This is a genomic window from Flavobacterium sp. GW823-FHT06G12 (assembly GCF_058794775.1).
In genome coordinates this window covers 41,153-56,459 of sequence record NZ_JBXAHE010000002.1, presented here as the reverse complement: position 1 = coordinate 56,459, position 15,307 = coordinate 41,153, and the positions used below count along the sequence as shown (strand labels likewise).

The 15,307-nt window shown below is 33.7% G+C and carries 15 protein-coding genes; 12 read left to right on the top strand and 3 right to left on the bottom strand.

The window, feature by feature from the left end:
• Positions 1–2 precede the first annotated feature (2 nt).
• The 4 genes from AC1Q5Z_RS07105 (at position 3) to AC1Q5Z_RS07090 (ending at position 2,840) form a co-directional block, all read left to right on the top strand.
• Positions 3–434 carry a deoxycytidylate deaminase gene (locus AC1Q5Z_RS07105; protein WP_248728441.1) on the top strand — a complete coding sequence of 144 codons (432 nt, stop codon included), beginning with the start codon at positions 3–5 and terminating at the stop codon, positions 432–434.
• Positions 434–2,011 (top strand): S41 family peptidase, encoded by a 1,578-nt coding sequence (locus tag AC1Q5Z_RS07100; RefSeq protein ID WP_343589183.1) that lies wholly within the window; start codon positions 434–436, stop codon positions 2,009–2,011. Before AC1Q5Z_RS07105 ends, AC1Q5Z_RS07100 begins: the two co-directional genes overlap by 1 nt.
• Before the next feature lie 16 nt (positions 2,012–2,027).
• Positions 2,028–2,393, top strand: a complete 366-nt coding sequence (locus tag AC1Q5Z_RS07095; protein WP_286967770.1) for a nuclear transport factor 2 family protein — start codon at positions 2,028–2,030, stop codon at positions 2,391–2,393.
• Between the two features lie 129 nt (positions 2,394–2,522).
• A complete protein-coding gene (locus AC1Q5Z_RS07090) occupies positions 2,523–2,840 on the top strand; it encodes a hypothetical protein (RefSeq protein ID WP_343589187.1) in 318 nt (105 codons plus the stop codon).
• 102 nt (positions 2,841–2,942) lie between these two features.
• Here AC1Q5Z_RS07090 and AC1Q5Z_RS07085 read toward each other — a convergent pair whose 3' ends face one another.
• The 3 genes from AC1Q5Z_RS07085 to AC1Q5Z_RS07075 all read right to left on the bottom strand — a co-directional run bounded on the left by AC1Q5Z_RS07085 (position 2,943) and on the right by AC1Q5Z_RS07075 (position 4,438).
• A complete protein-coding gene (locus tag AC1Q5Z_RS07085) occupies positions 2,943–3,548 on the bottom strand; it encodes an FAD-dependent oxidoreductase (protein WP_308854053.1) in 606 nt (201 codons plus the stop codon).
• A 1-nt stretch (position 3,549) separates the two neighbouring features.
• Positions 3,550–3,753 carry a hypothetical protein gene (locus AC1Q5Z_RS07080; protein WP_095928256.1) on the bottom strand — a complete coding sequence of 68 codons (204 nt, stop codon included), beginning with the start codon at positions 3,751–3,753 and terminating at the stop codon, positions 3,550–3,552.
• A 106-nt stretch (positions 3,754–3,859) separates the two neighbouring features.
• The gene (locus tag AC1Q5Z_RS07075; protein WP_492444144.1) at positions 3,860–4,438 is read right to left on the bottom strand and encodes a MarC family protein; all 579 of its coding nucleotides are present in this window, start codon (positions 4,436–4,438) and stop codon (positions 3,860–3,862) included.
• Positions 4,439–4,759: 321 nt separating this feature from the next.
• Between AC1Q5Z_RS07075 and AC1Q5Z_RS07070 the strand changes: the two genes are divergently transcribed.
• The 8 genes from AC1Q5Z_RS07070 to rsgA all read left to right on the top strand — a co-directional run bounded on the left by AC1Q5Z_RS07070 (position 4,760) and on the right by rsgA (position 15,206).
• Positions 4,760–5,329 (top strand): DUF3109 family protein, encoded by a 570-nt coding sequence (locus tag AC1Q5Z_RS07070; RefSeq protein WP_492444143.1) that lies wholly within the window; start codon positions 4,760–4,762, stop codon positions 5,327–5,329.
• Positions 5,330–5,665: 336 nt separating this feature from the next.
• Complete coding sequence (locus tag AC1Q5Z_RS07065; RefSeq protein WP_198855471.1) at positions 5,666–6,643, top strand: ribonucleotide-diphosphate reductase subunit beta; 978 nt, start codon at positions 5,666–5,668, stop codon at positions 6,641–6,643.
• 262 nt (positions 6,644–6,905) lie between these two features.
• On the top strand, positions 6,906–9,299 hold the full coding sequence (locus AC1Q5Z_RS07060) for a ribonucleoside-diphosphate reductase subunit alpha (protein ID WP_492444142.1): 2,394 nt from the start codon (positions 6,906–6,908) through the stop codon (positions 9,297–9,299).
• Positions 9,300–9,818: 519 nt separating this feature from the next.
• Entirely contained in the window at positions 9,819–10,658 is an 840-nt protein-coding gene (locus AC1Q5Z_RS07055; protein ID WP_111425077.1) for a prephenate dehydratase, read from the top strand.
• Between the two features lie 108 nt (positions 10,659–10,766).
• Positions 10,767–11,912, top strand: coding sequence for a pyridoxal phosphate-dependent aminotransferase (locus AC1Q5Z_RS07050; RefSeq protein WP_343589196.1), 1,146 nt, complete (start codon positions 10,767–10,769; stop codon positions 11,910–11,912).
• 106 nt (positions 11,913–12,018) lie between these two features.
• Complete coding sequence (locus tag AC1Q5Z_RS07045; protein ID WP_492444141.1) at positions 12,019–12,879, top strand: prephenate dehydrogenase; 861 nt, start codon at positions 12,019–12,021, stop codon at positions 12,877–12,879.
• A gap of 12 nt (positions 12,880–12,891) precedes the next feature.
• Positions 12,892–13,974 (top strand): bifunctional 3-deoxy-7-phosphoheptulonate synthase/chorismate mutase type II, encoded by a 1,083-nt coding sequence (locus AC1Q5Z_RS07040; protein ID WP_091494827.1) that lies wholly within the window; start codon positions 12,892–12,894, stop codon positions 13,972–13,974.
• 254 nt (positions 13,975–14,228) lie between these two features.
• Positions 14,229–15,206: a ribosome small subunit-dependent GTPase A gene (gene rsgA / locus AC1Q5Z_RS07035; protein WP_198855475.1), complete on the top strand. Its 978-nt coding sequence runs from the start codon at positions 14,229–14,231 to the stop codon at positions 15,204–15,206.
• Positions 15,207–15,307 lie beyond the last annotated feature (101 nt).

Sequence of the window (15,307 nt, the reverse complement as noted above, 5' to 3'; positions counted from 1 at the left end):
AAATGGAAGTAAAAAAACGGAATAAATACGATAAAGCATATCTGAGAATTGCAAAAGAGTGGAGTTTGCTTTCTTATTGTAAACGTAAACAAGTTGGAGCTATTATCGTAAAAGACAGAATGATCATTTCTGATGGTTACAATGGTACGCCATCTGGATTTGAAAATTGTTGCGAAGACGAAGACGGATTAACCCGCTGGGATGTTTTACACGCCGAAGCAAATGCCATTCTAAAAGTAGCTAGATCGACTCAGTCTTGTGAAGGCGCAACATTGTATATCACGCTTTCGCCTTGCAAAGAATGCAGTAAATTAATACATCAGTCAGGAATAAAAAGAGTGGTGTACAAAGATGGATATCGTGACGATTCTGGAATTCAATTTTTAATAAAAGCAGGTGTAGAAGTAGAACATATTCCTGTTTTGGAAGAGTAATGAAATTTAATTCGAAATATTTGCCGATCGTAATAGGAGCAACTTTTGCCCTTGGAACAATTGCCGGAAGCCTTATGAATGCTCCTGCAAGCGACCAACTTTTGGCTAAAAATTACTCTAAAACCAAGCTTAATAAACTTATTGATTTTATCAATACCGAATATGTTGATAGCGTCAATACCGATTCGATTGTAAACCTTACAGTCGATAATATACTTTCTAAATTAGATCCGCATTCAGTTTATATTCCGCCAAGTGAACAGGCTGAGGTTGCCGAAAGCATGAAAGGAGATTTCGTCGGAATCGGAATCAATTTTTATATGTATAAAGATTCGGTAGCGATTATAAAGCCAGTCGAAAACGGTCCTTCAGCTAAAGCGGGAATAAAATCTGGCGATCGTATTTTATTTGCAGGAAAAACCAAATTATATGGCAGAAAATTGCCTTCTGATAGTTTGTTTTCTAAATTAAAAGGCCTTCAAGGTTCAGAAATTGAATTGACTGTTTTTAGAAAATCAGAACAAAAGAAATTAAAGTTTAAAGTAAAACGAGATATCATTCCGATTAAGAGTGTTGATGCTTCTTTGTTAGTTGGGGATAATGTAGGTTACATCAAAATAAACCGTTTTGCAGAAACTACTTTCAACGAGTTCAAAACAGGTTTAACGAGATTAAAACAAAAAGGAATTCAGTCCCTTGTAATTGACCTTCGCGACAATGGAGGCGGTTATATGGAAGAAGCGATTGCCATTGCAGATGAATTTTTGAAAGACAAACAATTAATCGTTTTCACAAAAAGTAAAAACGGTTCTACCGAAAAAACATACGCCACAAAAGCAGGAAGTTTTGAAACAGGTAAGGTTTATGTTTTAATTAATGAAAATAGTGCTTCTGCAAGCGAAATCTTAGCTGGAGCAATTCAAGATAATGATCGCGGAATAATTGTCGGAAGGCGCTCTTTTGGAAAAGGTCTAGTTCAAAGAGAAATGGATTTCAATGACGGATCTGCAGTACGATTAACTGTAGCACGTTATTATACTCCGACAGGAAGATCCATTCAGAAGCCATATAAAAAAGGAAATGAAGAATATTTTAAAGAATCTGAATCTAGAATCGCAACTGGCGAATTGTATGCAAAAGATAGCATAAAAGTGGCCGATTCTTTAAAATTTAAAACTCCGAAAGGTAAAATTGTTTACGGTGGCGGCGGAATTGTTCCTGATGTTTTTGTTCCAATCGAAGCAGAGCACGGAAATGAAAATGTTGCTTATTTATTGCAAACAGGAATTGTTGGTCATTTTGTTTTTGAAGAATTAGACAAAAACAGAAATGCTTTTGCAGGAGATAGTTTTGCTGGGTTTTTAGCTAAAATGAAAACTTCAGATGTGTATTTCAAAAAATTCAAGAATTATATCCTAATGACAGGTTTAGATTTGAAATTGGATAAAACGAAAGCACTTGTGAACCGTTATATTACCGCTGAATTCGCCCGACAGCTTTATGGAGAATTGTATTATTATGATGTAATCTTAAAAGAAGATGCCATGATGAAAACAATTCTAGCTCCAAAGAAATAACTTCAATCTTTATATCATGAAAATAGAAACCGTTGTTAATGCAGAAATCGAACTTCTAACTGCCATTAAAAAATCGGATGTTTTGGCTTTGGATACAATTCTTCATGATGATTTATTGTTCAATATGCCAGACGGACAAACCATCACTAAAGATTTCGATTTACAGACCTACCGTTCTGGAAAGATTAAAATTGATTCTTTGGAAGGTTCTGATCAAATCGTTAATATAATTGGAGATTCGGCCGTAGTTACTGTTACAGTCGCATTAAATGGGTCTTATGATGGCAATCCGATTAACGGAGTTTTCAAATACATAAGAGTTTGGAAAAAAATAGGAAAAAATCTAAAGGTTATTGCAGGAAGCTGCGTCCAGCTGGCATAATTTTGAAATAATATGAAGCCACAGATTAAAAAAATTAACACGGATTATAAAATCCTTTTAATCTTTTTAATCTGTGGCTAAAGAAAAAATAGTAATCTTGGAGATTATTACACATTTAAATATTTAAAAATGAAAAATCTAAAAAGAATAAGTTTTCTAGTGCTTTTAATGACTTTTGTAATCTCTTGCACAACTATGAAAAACGATACAAATGCTGTAGTTTCAGGAAAAGTGGATGGTATAGAAGCTGGTAAAGACGGCTACACAGCCAAAATTACAACAGATGCTAAAGAAGTTTATTTTGCCACAATTAGCATTGTAAACGTTGGTGGACCTCAAAACTACAAACAATTAAAAATTGGAGATGTAGTATCTGTAAAAGGAGAAAAATGGAAAAGTGAGGACGAAAATCACATTAAAGTGACAGAAATTGTTTCGGTTAAATAAAAAAAGTCACTCAAAAAAATAAACCATATAAGTGATATAAGTTCACATTATACTTTGCGTATAGATTAAATGAACTTATATCACTTATCTGGTTTAATGATTTTATCGAATACTATCGTGAGCGTGAGTCTGCACGCCGTTATTCCATAAAGTAAGAATATCTGTTGCTACAGCAGCGCCACTTCCGGCAGCAATTGCCAATTGACTTCTCCATCCGGCTAAAGTTCCGATTACATAAATGCCGTCAGCAACTTTATGATCTTCGTTTTTTAGTTGAATTCGTTGTTTTTCTGGAAGTGCTTTTTTGTGAGGTTCAACAAATTGCATTAAACCTTCAATGTCGAAAGTATTGGCTGAACCAATTCCGACCACGATATTTTTTGTTTTGTATGAATTCTTGTTGGTCACTACTGTAAATTCAGGATAACTGCCCTCAATTTTCATTACTTTCTCATTTGGAATCTGAGTAATATGTGGGTAAGTTGTTGCTAAATCCTGTGTACTTTCAGTTAGAAGCTCAGAACCTAATTTTCCTGGAGTAATTCCGTAAGCGTTGTAAAATATTGCCTCTTGTAAAGAAGAATTTTTCTGATGAGTAAAAATTCCTATTTTTTTGTCAGTAACAAAAGTTTTATTTTTTGCGGATCCTAAGACTAGAGCACAAGACATTCCAGATACTCCTCCGCCAATAATTAAAACATCAAACATATTATCTGTTGTCATTCATTTTTTCTTCAATTCTTTTCGAAATTCTAAAAATCAAAAGAATCAAAACAGCGCAAAATGAAGCGGCGATTCCAATAAAAGCTACCATACTATCTCCTTGAAAAGGGTTTTGAAAGTCTAATAGCGTAATATTAAAAACAATTAAAGCTAATGCCAAAAGCACTAAGATTGAAGTGAAAATTTTCATAAGGTTGTTTTGTTTTTGCCTAAAATAATAAAGTAAAACTTTATGGAGAAATTGCCTTAAAGTTGTATTTTAGAAATTTTACGGGGTAAATGTATAAAAATAAATTTTAGACAAACAAACCTTTAACATTAGCAGCGAATAATTTAACAGCAATTGCTAAAAGTATCACTCCAAATGTCTTGCGAACCACTCCAAGTCCGTTCTCTCCCAATAGATTTTCTATTTTTTTTGAAGACTTTAAAACGATGTATACCAAGGTGATATTCAATACAATTGCAATGATAATATTAATGGTATGAAACTGAGAACGAAGCGATAATAAAGTTGTCATAGTTCCTGCTCCGGCAATTAAAGGAAAAGCCAAAGGCACGATAGAAGCAGAACCTGGTTCTTCATCACGATAAATTCTGATTCCTAAAATCATTTCTAAAGCAAGAAAGAATAATACAAACGATCCTGCAACGGCAAACGAATGAACATCGATACCAATTAAATTTAGTAAACCTTCCCCAACAAAAAGAAAAACAATCATAATAGCTCCTGCTACAATAGAAGCTTTTTCAGATTCGATGTGTCCGACTTTAGCTCTTAAATTTACAATAATCGGAATTGAGCCAACAATATCAATTACGGCAAAAAGCACCATACTAACGGTAATGATTTCTTTAAAATCGATTTCTAACATATCGCTTTGATTTTTAGGGTTTAAAAAACTGCTGCAAAAGTAGTTAATAAAGTTAGGTGTTTTTTCGACACAATGTATTTTTGTTATAAAAACATGTTTTATTGGTTAAAAAAGTGATATTTATAACAATTGATAATTTAACCGCAAAGATTCGCAAAGAAATTACGCAAAGTCCGCAAGGCTAAAAATTAATAATATTTTGCTCCCGATAGCTATCGGGATTGCGTAATTCTCCTACGCACTTTGCGGTTAAACATTTACAGTGTTTTATCTGTTTTCTTTGACTATCTTTGCGCTTTATAAATTACAGTATTTAATATCATGTTTCAGTTAGGTAAAACTATTATTTCAGAGGACATTCTGGAAAAAGAATTTGTGTGCAACTTGTCTGCTTGTAAAGGAGTTTGTTGTGTTGATGGAGATGCGGGGGCGCCTTTGAATGAGGCTGAAACCAAAATATTAGAAGAAATCTATCCAAAAGTGAAACCTTTTTTACGAAAAGAAGGAATTGAAGCAATCGAAGCTCAAGGAACTTGGGTAAAAGGAACTGATGGAGATCTTGAAACTCCGCTTATTGATAATAAGGATTGTGCGTATGTAATTTTTGACGGAAAAACTGCGTTATGCGGAATCGAGCAAGCATATAATCAGGGAGTAGTTGACTGGAAAAAACCAGTTTCTTGTCATTTATACCCAATTCGTGTAAAAGACTTCACAGAATTTGCAGCGGTAAATTACGATAAATGGGATATTTGCGATGACGCTTGTTCGTTAGGGAAAGAATTAGAAGTTCCGGTATACAAATTTGTGAAAGAGGCGCTTATTAGACGCTTTGGCGAAGATTGGTATTTGGAGCTCGAAAAAGTAGCCGAAGAGCATAAAAATTCATAAAAAAACAGCCTATTTGATAGGCTTTTTTTATGCGCTTTTTTGACTCGAAAAAATAAAATTTTGACTCAAAAAAAACTTTTTAAAACTATTCAAAATTTCTTGTTTTTTATATTTAAAAGTCTATATTTTACGGGCTATGAGCTTTAATTATTTTGTATAAATAATTCATTTACAGTATTTTGATTATTGTATGAAAAATGTTTCAAAAAATTAACGTTGTTAAAAACTACAGCAAATTGTGAATAAGTTTGACTTTCATTTTTGGCGTTAATTGACAATCTTTGTAGTCTATTGAATTAGTAAAAAATTCGGTATAAAAATTAAATAAAAATTGTCATGTCTCAAGTAGAACCAATCTTACAAGAAAATAAAAATCGTTTCGTTATTTTTCCTATCAAACATCATGATATTTGGGAATGGTATAAAAAAATGGAAGCTAGTTTCTGGACTGCTGAAGAAATCGATTTGCACCAAGACTTGACAGATTGGAATAATAAACTTAATGACGACGAAAGATATTTCATTAAGCATATTTTGGCATTCTTTGCGGCTTCTGACGGAATCGTAAACGAAAATCTTGCTGAGAACTTTGTAAACGAAGTTCAATATGCTGAAGCTAAATTTTTCTATGGTTTCCAGATCATGATGGAAAACATTCATAGTGAAACATATTCTTTATTAATTGACACATACGTTAAAGACGAAGCAGAAAAAACAGAATTGTTTAATGCTTTGGAAGTATTCCCAGCTATTGCAAAAAAAGGAGAATGGGCTTTAAAATGGATCGAGTCAGATTCATTTGCTGAAAGGCTTATTGCTTTTGCTGCAGTTGAAGGAATCTTTTTCTCAGGCGCTTTCTGTTCTATTTATTGGTTGAAAAAACGTGGTTTAATGCCAGGTTTAACTTTCTCTAATGAGTTGATTTCTCGTGACGAAGGTGTGCACTGTGATTTTGCAGTTCACTTGCATAATCACCATTTAGTAAACAAAGTTCCAAAAGAAAGAATTAAAGAAATTATCGTTGATGCTTTAGATATCGAAAGACAATTTGTTACAGAATCTCTTCCAGTAAGTTTAATTGGTATGAACGCTACTTTAATGACGCAATATTTAGAATTTGTTGCTGATAGATTATTAGTAGAATTAGGTTGCGAGCGTGTGTATGGATCAGCGAATCCGTTTGATTTCATGGACATGATTTCTCTTCAAGGAAAAACTAATTTCTTTGAAAAACGTGTTGCAGAGTATCAAAAGTCAGGTGTGATGAACAATGACAGCGATGCTCAAAAAATTTCATTCGATGCAGATTTTTAGACAACAAAGAATACTTTTAGCGTCTATCTTCTAGAGACGCTAAAAAAGATTACAGGAATATTTTAAGGTTGAATCTCTTTCCCCAAGTCGCAGGTTCAATAGCAATTTTTGACGCATTTAAATTCGATTTTCGAATTTGAAACGAGTGACTATTGAGAATTTGGTAATTCTCTAAAATTAATTTAAAAACACGCAATGTTTAAGTACTAGAGTTCGTTCTCTAGTTACTTTCATTTTTTCAATAACTATAAAAGGTAAGCTTATGTATGTAGTAAAAAGAGATGGCCACAGAGAGCCCGTAATGTTTGATAAGATTACAGAAAGAATCAAAAAATTGTGTTACGGCTTGAATGAGCTCGTAGATCCAGTAAAGGTAGCCATGAGAGTTATCGAAGGATTGTATGATGGGGTTTCGACTTCTGAATTGGATAATCTTGCAGCAGAAACAGCGGCTTCTATGACAATTGCGCATCCTGATTATGCTCAATTAGCAGCTCGTATAGCTATTTCTAATCTACATTCAAATACTAAAAAATCTTTCTCAGAAACGATGAAAGATATGTATCACTACGTAAATCCAAGAAATGGACAGGATGCTCCATTAATTGCAGATGATGTTTACAAAGTGATTCAGGATAATGCTGCTTTTTTAGATTCTCATATTATTTATACAAGAGATTTTAATTACGATTACTTTGGTTTCAAAACCTTAGAACGTTCTTATCTTCTTAAAATAAACGGAAAAATTGTTGAGCGTCCACAGCACATGTTAATGCGTGTTTCTGTTGGTATTCACTTAGACGATTTAAAATCGGTTATTGAAACTTACGACTTAATGTCTAAAAAGTTCTTTACGCATGCAACCCCAACGTTGTTTAATGCAGGAACTCCAAAACCTCAAATGTCTTCTTGTTTCCTTTTGGCAATGCAAGATGATAGTATTGATGGTATTTATGATACATTAAAACAAACAGCAAAAATCTCGCAGTCAGCGGGAGGAATTGGACTATCTATTCATAATGTTCGTGCGACAGGATCTTACATTCGCGGTACAAACGGAACTTCAAACGGAATTGTTCCGATGTTGAGAGTTTTCAACGATACGGCTCGTTACGTAGATCAAGGTGGTGGAAAACGTAAAGGAAGTTTTGCGATTTACATCGAAACTTGGCATGCTGATATCTTTGATTTCTTAGATTTAAAGAAAAACACAGGAAAAGAAGAAATGCGTGCGAGAGATTTATTCTTCGCAATGTGGACTTCAGATTTATTCATGAAACGTGTTCAGGAAGATTCAACTTGGACTTTAATGTGTCCTAACGAATGTCCAGGACTATATGATGTTTACGGAGAAGAATTCGAAGCATTATATACAGATTATGAATTTAGAGGAAAAGGTAGAAAAACAATCCGTGCACGTGAATTATGGGAGAAAATCTTAGAATCTCAAATTGAGACAGGAACTCCTTATATGTTATATAAAGATGCAGCAAACCGTAAATCGAACCACAAGAATTTAGGAACTATCCGTTCTTCTAATTTGTGTACAGAGATTATGGAGTTTACATCTAAAGACGAAATTGCAGTTTGTAACTTGGCTTCTATCTCATTACCAATGTTTATTGATAATGGAGAATTTGATCACCAAGCACTTTACAATGTTACAAAACGTGTAACTCGTAACTTGAATAAAGTAATCGACAGAAACTACTATCCAGTAAAAGAAGCTGAAAATTCTAACATGCGTCACCGTCCAGTTGGTTTAGGTGTGCAAGGTTTAGCAGATGCTTTCATTATGTTGCGTATGCCGTTTACAAGTGATGAAGCTAAAAAACTGAACCAAGAGATTTTCGAAACTTTATACTTTGCTGCTGTAACCGCTTCTATGGAAATGGCAAAAGAAGAAGGACCGTATTCAACTTTCGAAGGTTCGCCAATGTCACAAGGAGAATTCCAACACAATATGTGGGGAATGAAAGATGAAGAATTATCTGGCCGTTGGGACTGGGCTTCATTAAGAAAAGAAGTTGTAGAGCATGGAGTTCGTAACTCATTGTTGGTTGCACCAATGCCAACTGCATCTACTTCTCAGATTCTTGGAAACAACGAAGCTTTCGAACCATATACATCAAACATTTACACTCGTCGTGTATTGTCTGGAGAATTTATCGTAGTAAACAAACATTTACTAGAAGACTTAGTAAAACTTGGTTTATGGAACGAAGATTTGAAGCAAGAAATTATGCGTCATAATGGATCTGTTCAAAATATCGATAAGATTCCGCAAGACTTAAAAGACCTTTATAAAACAGTTTGGGAAATGTCGATGAAAGATATTATTGATATGTCTCGTCAAAGAGGATATTTCATTGATCAGTCTCAATCGTTGAACTTATTCATGCAGGATGCAAACTATTCTAAACTAACGTCAATGCACTTCTACGCTTGGCAGTCTGGTTTAAAAACAGGAATGTACTACTTAAGAACAAAAGCGGCTGTAGATGCGATTAAATTTACATTAAACAACGATAAAAAAGAAGAGACAGCACCATCTTTAGTTCAGGAAACTGAGGCAATCAGCGTTGAGGATTACAAAGCGATGCTTTTAAAAGCACAAGCTGCAGATCCTGAAGATTGTGAAATGTGCGGATCTTAATTATTTTAGATTGTAGATTTTAGATTTTTAATTTGATATACGAAAAGCAGTTATTGTAATGATAGCTGCTTTTTTTATAGCCACGAATTCACGAATTTTATTTGGAAAATCTGTGAAATTATATTTTATAATCATAATGATTTGAGTCAATTTGTGAATTCGTGGCAAAAAAAACTTAGATCCTCAGCATCTTAAAACCTCAGAAACTCATTTTAATATTCTCATTTTAAGCCGATTTTTTTATATTATCATACAAAACCTGCTAAATTTGTTAAGAAATCCCTTTTTGTTTCATAAAATGCAATCTTTTTTTTGGTGCACTAAAAATAATTTATACATTCGCAGAGAATTTAAAACAAAACACAAACAAAATGGCAAGTAACCGTTTTTATTTTAGCAACTCTTTTTATTTCTTCTTTAGTAGAAGTGAGGATTGTGCTATGGTTATTTGAGAAAAATTTTAAGACAAATAAAACTAATATACAATCCTGATGCAAATCAGGATTTTTTTTTGACTATATGACAACGAAAATTGCAATACAAGGTATTAAAGGATCATTTCATCATCAGGTTGTAAAAGAGTATTTCTCTGAAAATGTGGATATTGATGAATGTTTGTCTTTTGAAGAATTGATCGACAGCCTTATTGCCGGAAAATCTGATCAAGCTGTAATGGCGATCGAAAATTCAATTGCAGGGCCAATTATCCCAAATTATGCATTGATTGACAAGAATAATTTACACATAATTGGAGAGCATTATTTAAACATTCAGCAGAATTTAATGGCTTTAAAAGGTCAGAAAATTGAAGATATTAGAGAAGTTCATTCGCACCCAATGGCACTTTTGCAGTGTATGGATTTCTTGAAACAATATCCAAATATCAAATTGGTTGAGGATAAAGATACAGCTGAAACAGCAAGAAGAATTCAGGAAAAACAATTGACTGGAATTGCGGCAATTGCAAGTGTAACGGCTTCTGAAATGTACGATCTGGATATTATTGCGTCATCAATTCAAACGATCAAAAATAATATGACTCGTTTCGTAATTATTAAAAAGCAAAATTCATTTTTGCCAGAAAGCGAAATCAATAGAGCTTCTGTAAAATTTGAATTAGATCATAAAAGAGGAAGTTTAGCTGCGGTTTTGAATGTAATGAGCGATTGCAAACTGAATTTGACAAAAATCCAGTCGCTTCCAAAAATAGAAACACCTTGGAAATATTCATTCTTCGTAGACGTAACATTCGAGAAATACGAAGATTTCGCAAAAGCCAAAGCGTTATTAAACATAATGGCAGAATATTTCAAAGTGTTGGGAGAATATAAAAACACAAAACCTTTGACTGAGTCATAAATTTTAGTCATAAAGTTGGAAAGTCGAAAGTCTTAAAGTCAAAAAAATAAATTAAAGAGTTTAAAAGAGCCTAAAGCCTAAAGCTTACGGCCTAAAGCAATAAAAACAATGATTACAACAGCAAAACGATTAGACACAGTTGAAGAATACTACTTCTCATCAAAACTAAGAGAAGTTCGTCAGTTGATGTCTGAAGGAAAATCGATCATCAATATGGGAATTGGAAGCCCTGATTTGAGTCCGTCAAAAGCAGTAATTGAAGCAGTCGCTACAGCAATTCAAGACGAAAACGGACATGGTTATCAAAGCTATCAGGGATTACCAGAAATGAGGCAGGCGATGGCAGATTTTTATCGTGATCAGTTTGGTGTTGAAGTGAATCCGAATAATGAGATTTTACCTCTTATGGGTTCGAAAGAAGGAATTATGCATATTTCGTTAGCCTTTTTAAATGAAGGCGATCACGTTTTGATTCCGAATCCAGGTTATCCAACTTATACTTCGGTAACCAATTTGGTTCAGGCAGTTCCGGTTTATTATGATCTGAAAGAAGAAAATGGATGGGAACCGGACTTTGAAGCTTTAGAAAAATTGGATCTTTCGAAAGTAAAAATTATGTGGCTGGGTTATCCGCACATGCCTACAGGAGCTAGAGGAAGTTTAGCGTTATTTGAAAAATTGGTTGCTTTTGCTAAAAAACACAACATCTTATTGATCAACGACAATCCGTATAGTTTTGTTTTGAATGATAATCCGATGAGTTTGTTGCAAGTTGAAGGAGCGAAAGATGTGGCTTTAGAATTGAATTCGCTAAGTAAAACATTCAACATGGCTGGCTGGAGAGTCGGAATGGTTTTAGGAAATCCTGAAATTATCGATGCAGTCCTAAAAGTAAAAAGCAACATGGACAGTGGAATGTACTACGGAATTCAAAAAGGCGCAATCGCAGCGTTAAAATGTGATAAGTCTTGGTTTGAAGACCAAAATAAAATTTACAGACGCCGAAGAGAATTAACAGAGAAATTAGCTGAAAAGTTAAACTGTAAAGTATATAAAGAAGGAGTTGGTCTTTTTGTTTGGGCAAAATTGCCAGAAGGAATTGAATCAGCAGAAAAGTTCATTGACGAAATATTATATGAGAAGCATATTTTCATTACACCGGGAACCATTTTTGGAAGTAACGGTGAAGGATATATCAGATTCTCATTGTGTGTAAAAGAAGAAAAAGTACAAGAAGCGATTGATCGATTTTAAGTATTAAGATTTCCTGCAAGGTTTTAAAAACCTTGTAGGTGTGAATTTGAAAGCTTTAATTATAAACCTACAAGGTTTTTAAAACCTTGCAGGAAAAAGAAAGAATATGAAAGTATACGTAATAGGAATAGGGTTAATAGGGGGTTCGATGGTGTTAGACATCAAAGGACGTTATCCTGATGCGACTATTTTAGGAATCGATAATAACGAAAAACATTTGCAAGAAGCAATTGATCTTGGAGTTATTGACGAAGCAGGAAACTTTGAAGATTTACAAAAAGCAGATTTTGCAATTGTTTCGGTTCCTGTAGATGTAGCGCTAACGGTTTTACCTAAAGTTTTGGATGCCGTAGGAGAAAAAACGATTGTTTTTGAAGTAGGATCTACTAAAAAACCAATTTGTGAAGCAGTGGCCAATCACCCAAAAAGAAGAAATTTTATTGCAACGCACCCAATTGCCGGAACAGAGTTTTCGGGACCATCGGCAGCAATAAGAGGTTTGTTTCAAGGAAAGACAAATATTATCTGTGAAGTCGAAAAGACAGCTTTTAAATTACAGGAAAAAGCATTAAATCTTTTTACTTCAATTGGAATGAGAATTCGATATATGGATCCCGTTTCGCACGATAAACACATTGCTTATGTTTCGCATTTATCGCACATTAGTTCGTTTATGCTTGGAAAAACAGTAATGAACAAAGAAAAAGACGAACAGGATATTTTTGATATGGCGGGAAGTGGATTTGAAAGTACGGTTCGTTTAGCAAAAAGTTCGCCGGCAATGTGGACACCGATTTTTAAGCAAAACAAAGAACACGTTCTGGAAACTTTAGAAGCTTACATTGCAAATCTCAGTCGGTTTAGAGATTTGTTAAAAGATGAAAATTATAATGCCATTTTTGAAGAAATGGAAAGCACAAATAAAATAAAAGAAATACTAAACGGATTAACAACAACTAAAAAGTAAATTAGAATTAAGATGGAAAATAAAAAAGAAATGAGAAAGTGGTTAGAAGATTTCAATTTAAATCACCCACTTGTGATAGCTGGACCTTGTAGTGCAGAAACTGAAGATCAAGTTTTGAAAATCGCTCACGAATTGAAAGATTCAAAAGTAAGCGTATTCAGAGCTGGAATCTGGAAACCAAGAACTCGTCCAGGAGGATTTGAGGGTATTGGAGAAATTGGATTAAAATGGTTGCAAAAAGCAAAAGCTGAAACTGGTTTATTAATGGGAACTGAAGTGGCAACTGCGGCTCACTGTAAATTAGCTTTAGAATACGATATCGACGTTTTATGGGTTGGAGCACGTACAACTGCAAACCCTTTCGCAGTTCAAGAAATTGCTGATACACTAAAAGGAACAGATAAAATTGTTTTGGTTAAAAATCCTGTAAACCCAGATTTAGCTTTATGGTTAGGTGGTGTTGAGCGTTTACACATGGCAGGTATCGAGAAATTAGGTGTTATTCACAGAGGTTTCTCTACTTACGAAAAAACAAAATACAGAAACATTCCAGAGTGGCAAATTGCTATCGAATTGCAAAATAAATTCCCTGATTTACCATTAATCATCGATCCATCTCACATTACTGGAGATCGTAAAATGATTTTCGAAGTAACTCAAGAAGCTTTAGACTTGAACTACGATGGTATGATTATCGAAACACACATCGATCCAGATAATGCTTGGTCTGATGCAGCTCAGCAAGTTACTCCAGATGCTTTGAAACAAATCATTAAAGATTTGACTATCAGAAAAACGGATGATACTACAGACGAGTACAGCCAAAAAATGAAAAAACTAAGAGCAAACATCGACGTTTTAGATGCTAACTTATTAGAATTGTTAGGAAAACGTATGAAAGTGGCTGACGAAATTGGTCAAGTGAAAAAAGATGCAAACGTTGCGATCCTTCAAAATAACCGTTGGAACGAAATCTTAGGAAAAATGATTCTAGAAGGTGAGAAAAAAGGTCTTACTGAGGAATTCGTTTTAAGAATGTTTAAAGCAATTCACCAAGAAAGTATTGGTCACCAAGAGAAAATTTTCAATGCATAATTTTTTCTAAAACACATAAGTGGTATAAGATAATTTAAGATTGAAAAATTTTTGTTATTGAGTTTAATTATATCACATATTTAAAATTAGATTGTTTTTTAAAATCCCTATTGCTTTGAAAAAAGTGATGGGGATTTTTGTTATAAAAAAGCTTGTGTTTATATTCACTTATATAACTTATATGGTTTAAATTATTCATTTATCTTTGCAAAGAATTTAGTTTTAATCTAAAGTCCGCAATCTAAAATTAAAGAATGACAGGAACCGTTTATAAATCTACAGGAAGTTGGTATACCGTAAAATCGAAAAATGGAGATTTTGTCGAATGCCGCATGAAAGGGAAATTCAGAATAAAAGGTATTAAAAGTACCAATCCTATTGCTGTAGGTGATATAGTCGATTATGAATTAGAGGAAACATCTGATGCCGTAACAGGAATGATTCATAATATTCACGAAAGAAAAAATTATATCGTTCGTAAATCGGTTAACTTATCTAAGCAGATTCATATTATTGCTTCAAATATCGATCAGGTTTTTTTATTGATTACAATCGATAATCCGCCAACAACTACAAGTTTTATTGATCGTTTTTTAGTTACAGCTGAAGCATACGGAATTGAAGCTATACTTGTTTTTAATAAAATTGATACTTTAACAGAACAGACTTTAGACGATCAGCTTTATTTGCAGCATATTTATTCTGAAATTGGATACAAATGTCTTCGTATTTCTTCGACAGAAAATAAAGGCGTTGACAAGCTAAAAGAAATGATGATCGGTAAAGTTAGCATGTTCTCTGGACACTCAGGCGTTGGAAAGTCAACTTTAGTAAATGCACTTGAACCAAGTCTTCATTTAAAAACTTCGGTCATTTCAGAACAAAGCAAACAAGGACAGCATACAACTACTTTTGCCGAAATGTATGATTTATCTTTTGATGCCCGAATTATCGATACTCCAGGAATTAAAGGTTTCGGAATCGTTGATATGGAACCATCAGAAATTAGCGGTTATTTTCCAGAATTTTTTAGACTTAAAGATCAGTGTAAGTTTAACAACTGTTTACATAAAGAAGAACCGCATTGTGCCATAAAAGCAGCTTTAGAAAAAGACGAAATTGCTTGGTCTCGCTACAATAGCTATCTGAAAATTCTTGAAGGCGACGAAGAGCATTATCGAACTGATACTTATGGAGAAGATCGTGCTGCGAGTGATGAAACAAGAAAGTAAATAAATTCCAATTTTTAAATTCCAAATTCCAAAACAGAATACGGAAATGATTTTATTGTAGAGATGCACTGCAGTGCATCTAATACGTTGATATCAAAATC

Coding starts and splice junctions, on each gene's coding strand:
- AC1Q5Z_RS07105 (WP_248728441.1), top strand. CDS start 3: ATGGAAGTAAAAAAACGGAATAAATACGATAAAGCATATCTGAGAATT.
- AC1Q5Z_RS07100 (WP_343589183.1), top strand. CDS start 434: ATGAAATTTAATTCGAAATATTTGCCGATCGTAATAGGAGCAACTTTT.
- AC1Q5Z_RS07095 (WP_286967770.1), top strand. CDS start 2,028: ATGAAAATAGAAACCGTTGTTAATGCAGAAATCGAACTTCTAACTGCC.
- AC1Q5Z_RS07090 (WP_343589187.1), top strand. CDS start 2,523: ATGAAAAATCTAAAAAGAATAAGTTTTCTAGTGCTTTTAATGACTTTT.
- AC1Q5Z_RS07085 (WP_308854053.1), bottom strand. CDS start 3,548: ATGTTTGATGTTTTAATTATTGGCGGAGGAGTATCTGGAATGTCTTGT.
- AC1Q5Z_RS07080 (WP_095928256.1), bottom strand. CDS start 3,753: ATGAAAATTTTCACTTCAATCTTAGTGCTTTTGGCATTAGCTTTAATT.
- AC1Q5Z_RS07075 (WP_492444144.1), bottom strand. CDS start 4,438: ATGTTAGAAATCGATTTTAAAGAAATCATTACCGTTAGTATGGTGCTT.
- AC1Q5Z_RS07070 (WP_492444143.1), top strand. CDS start 4,760: ATGTTTCAGTTAGGTAAAACTATTATTTCAGAGGACATTCTGGAAAAA.
- AC1Q5Z_RS07065 (WP_198855471.1), top strand. CDS start 5,666: ATGTCTCAAGTAGAACCAATCTTACAAGAAAATAAAAATCGTTTCGTT.
- AC1Q5Z_RS07060 (WP_492444142.1), top strand. CDS start 6,906: ATGTATGTAGTAAAAAGAGATGGCCACAGAGAGCCCGTAATGTTTGAT.
- AC1Q5Z_RS07055 (WP_111425077.1), top strand. CDS start 9,819: ATGACAACGAAAATTGCAATACAAGGTATTAAAGGATCATTTCATCAT.
- AC1Q5Z_RS07050 (WP_343589196.1), top strand. CDS start 10,767: ATGATTACAACAGCAAAACGATTAGACACAGTTGAAGAATACTACTTC.
- AC1Q5Z_RS07045 (WP_492444141.1), top strand. CDS start 12,019: ATGAAAGTATACGTAATAGGAATAGGGTTAATAGGGGGTTCGATGGTG.
- AC1Q5Z_RS07040 (WP_091494827.1), top strand. CDS start 12,892: ATGGAAAATAAAAAAGAAATGAGAAAGTGGTTAGAAGATTTCAATTTA.
- rsgA (WP_198855475.1), top strand. CDS start 14,229: ATGACAGGAACCGTTTATAAATCTACAGGAAGTTGGTATACCGTAAAA.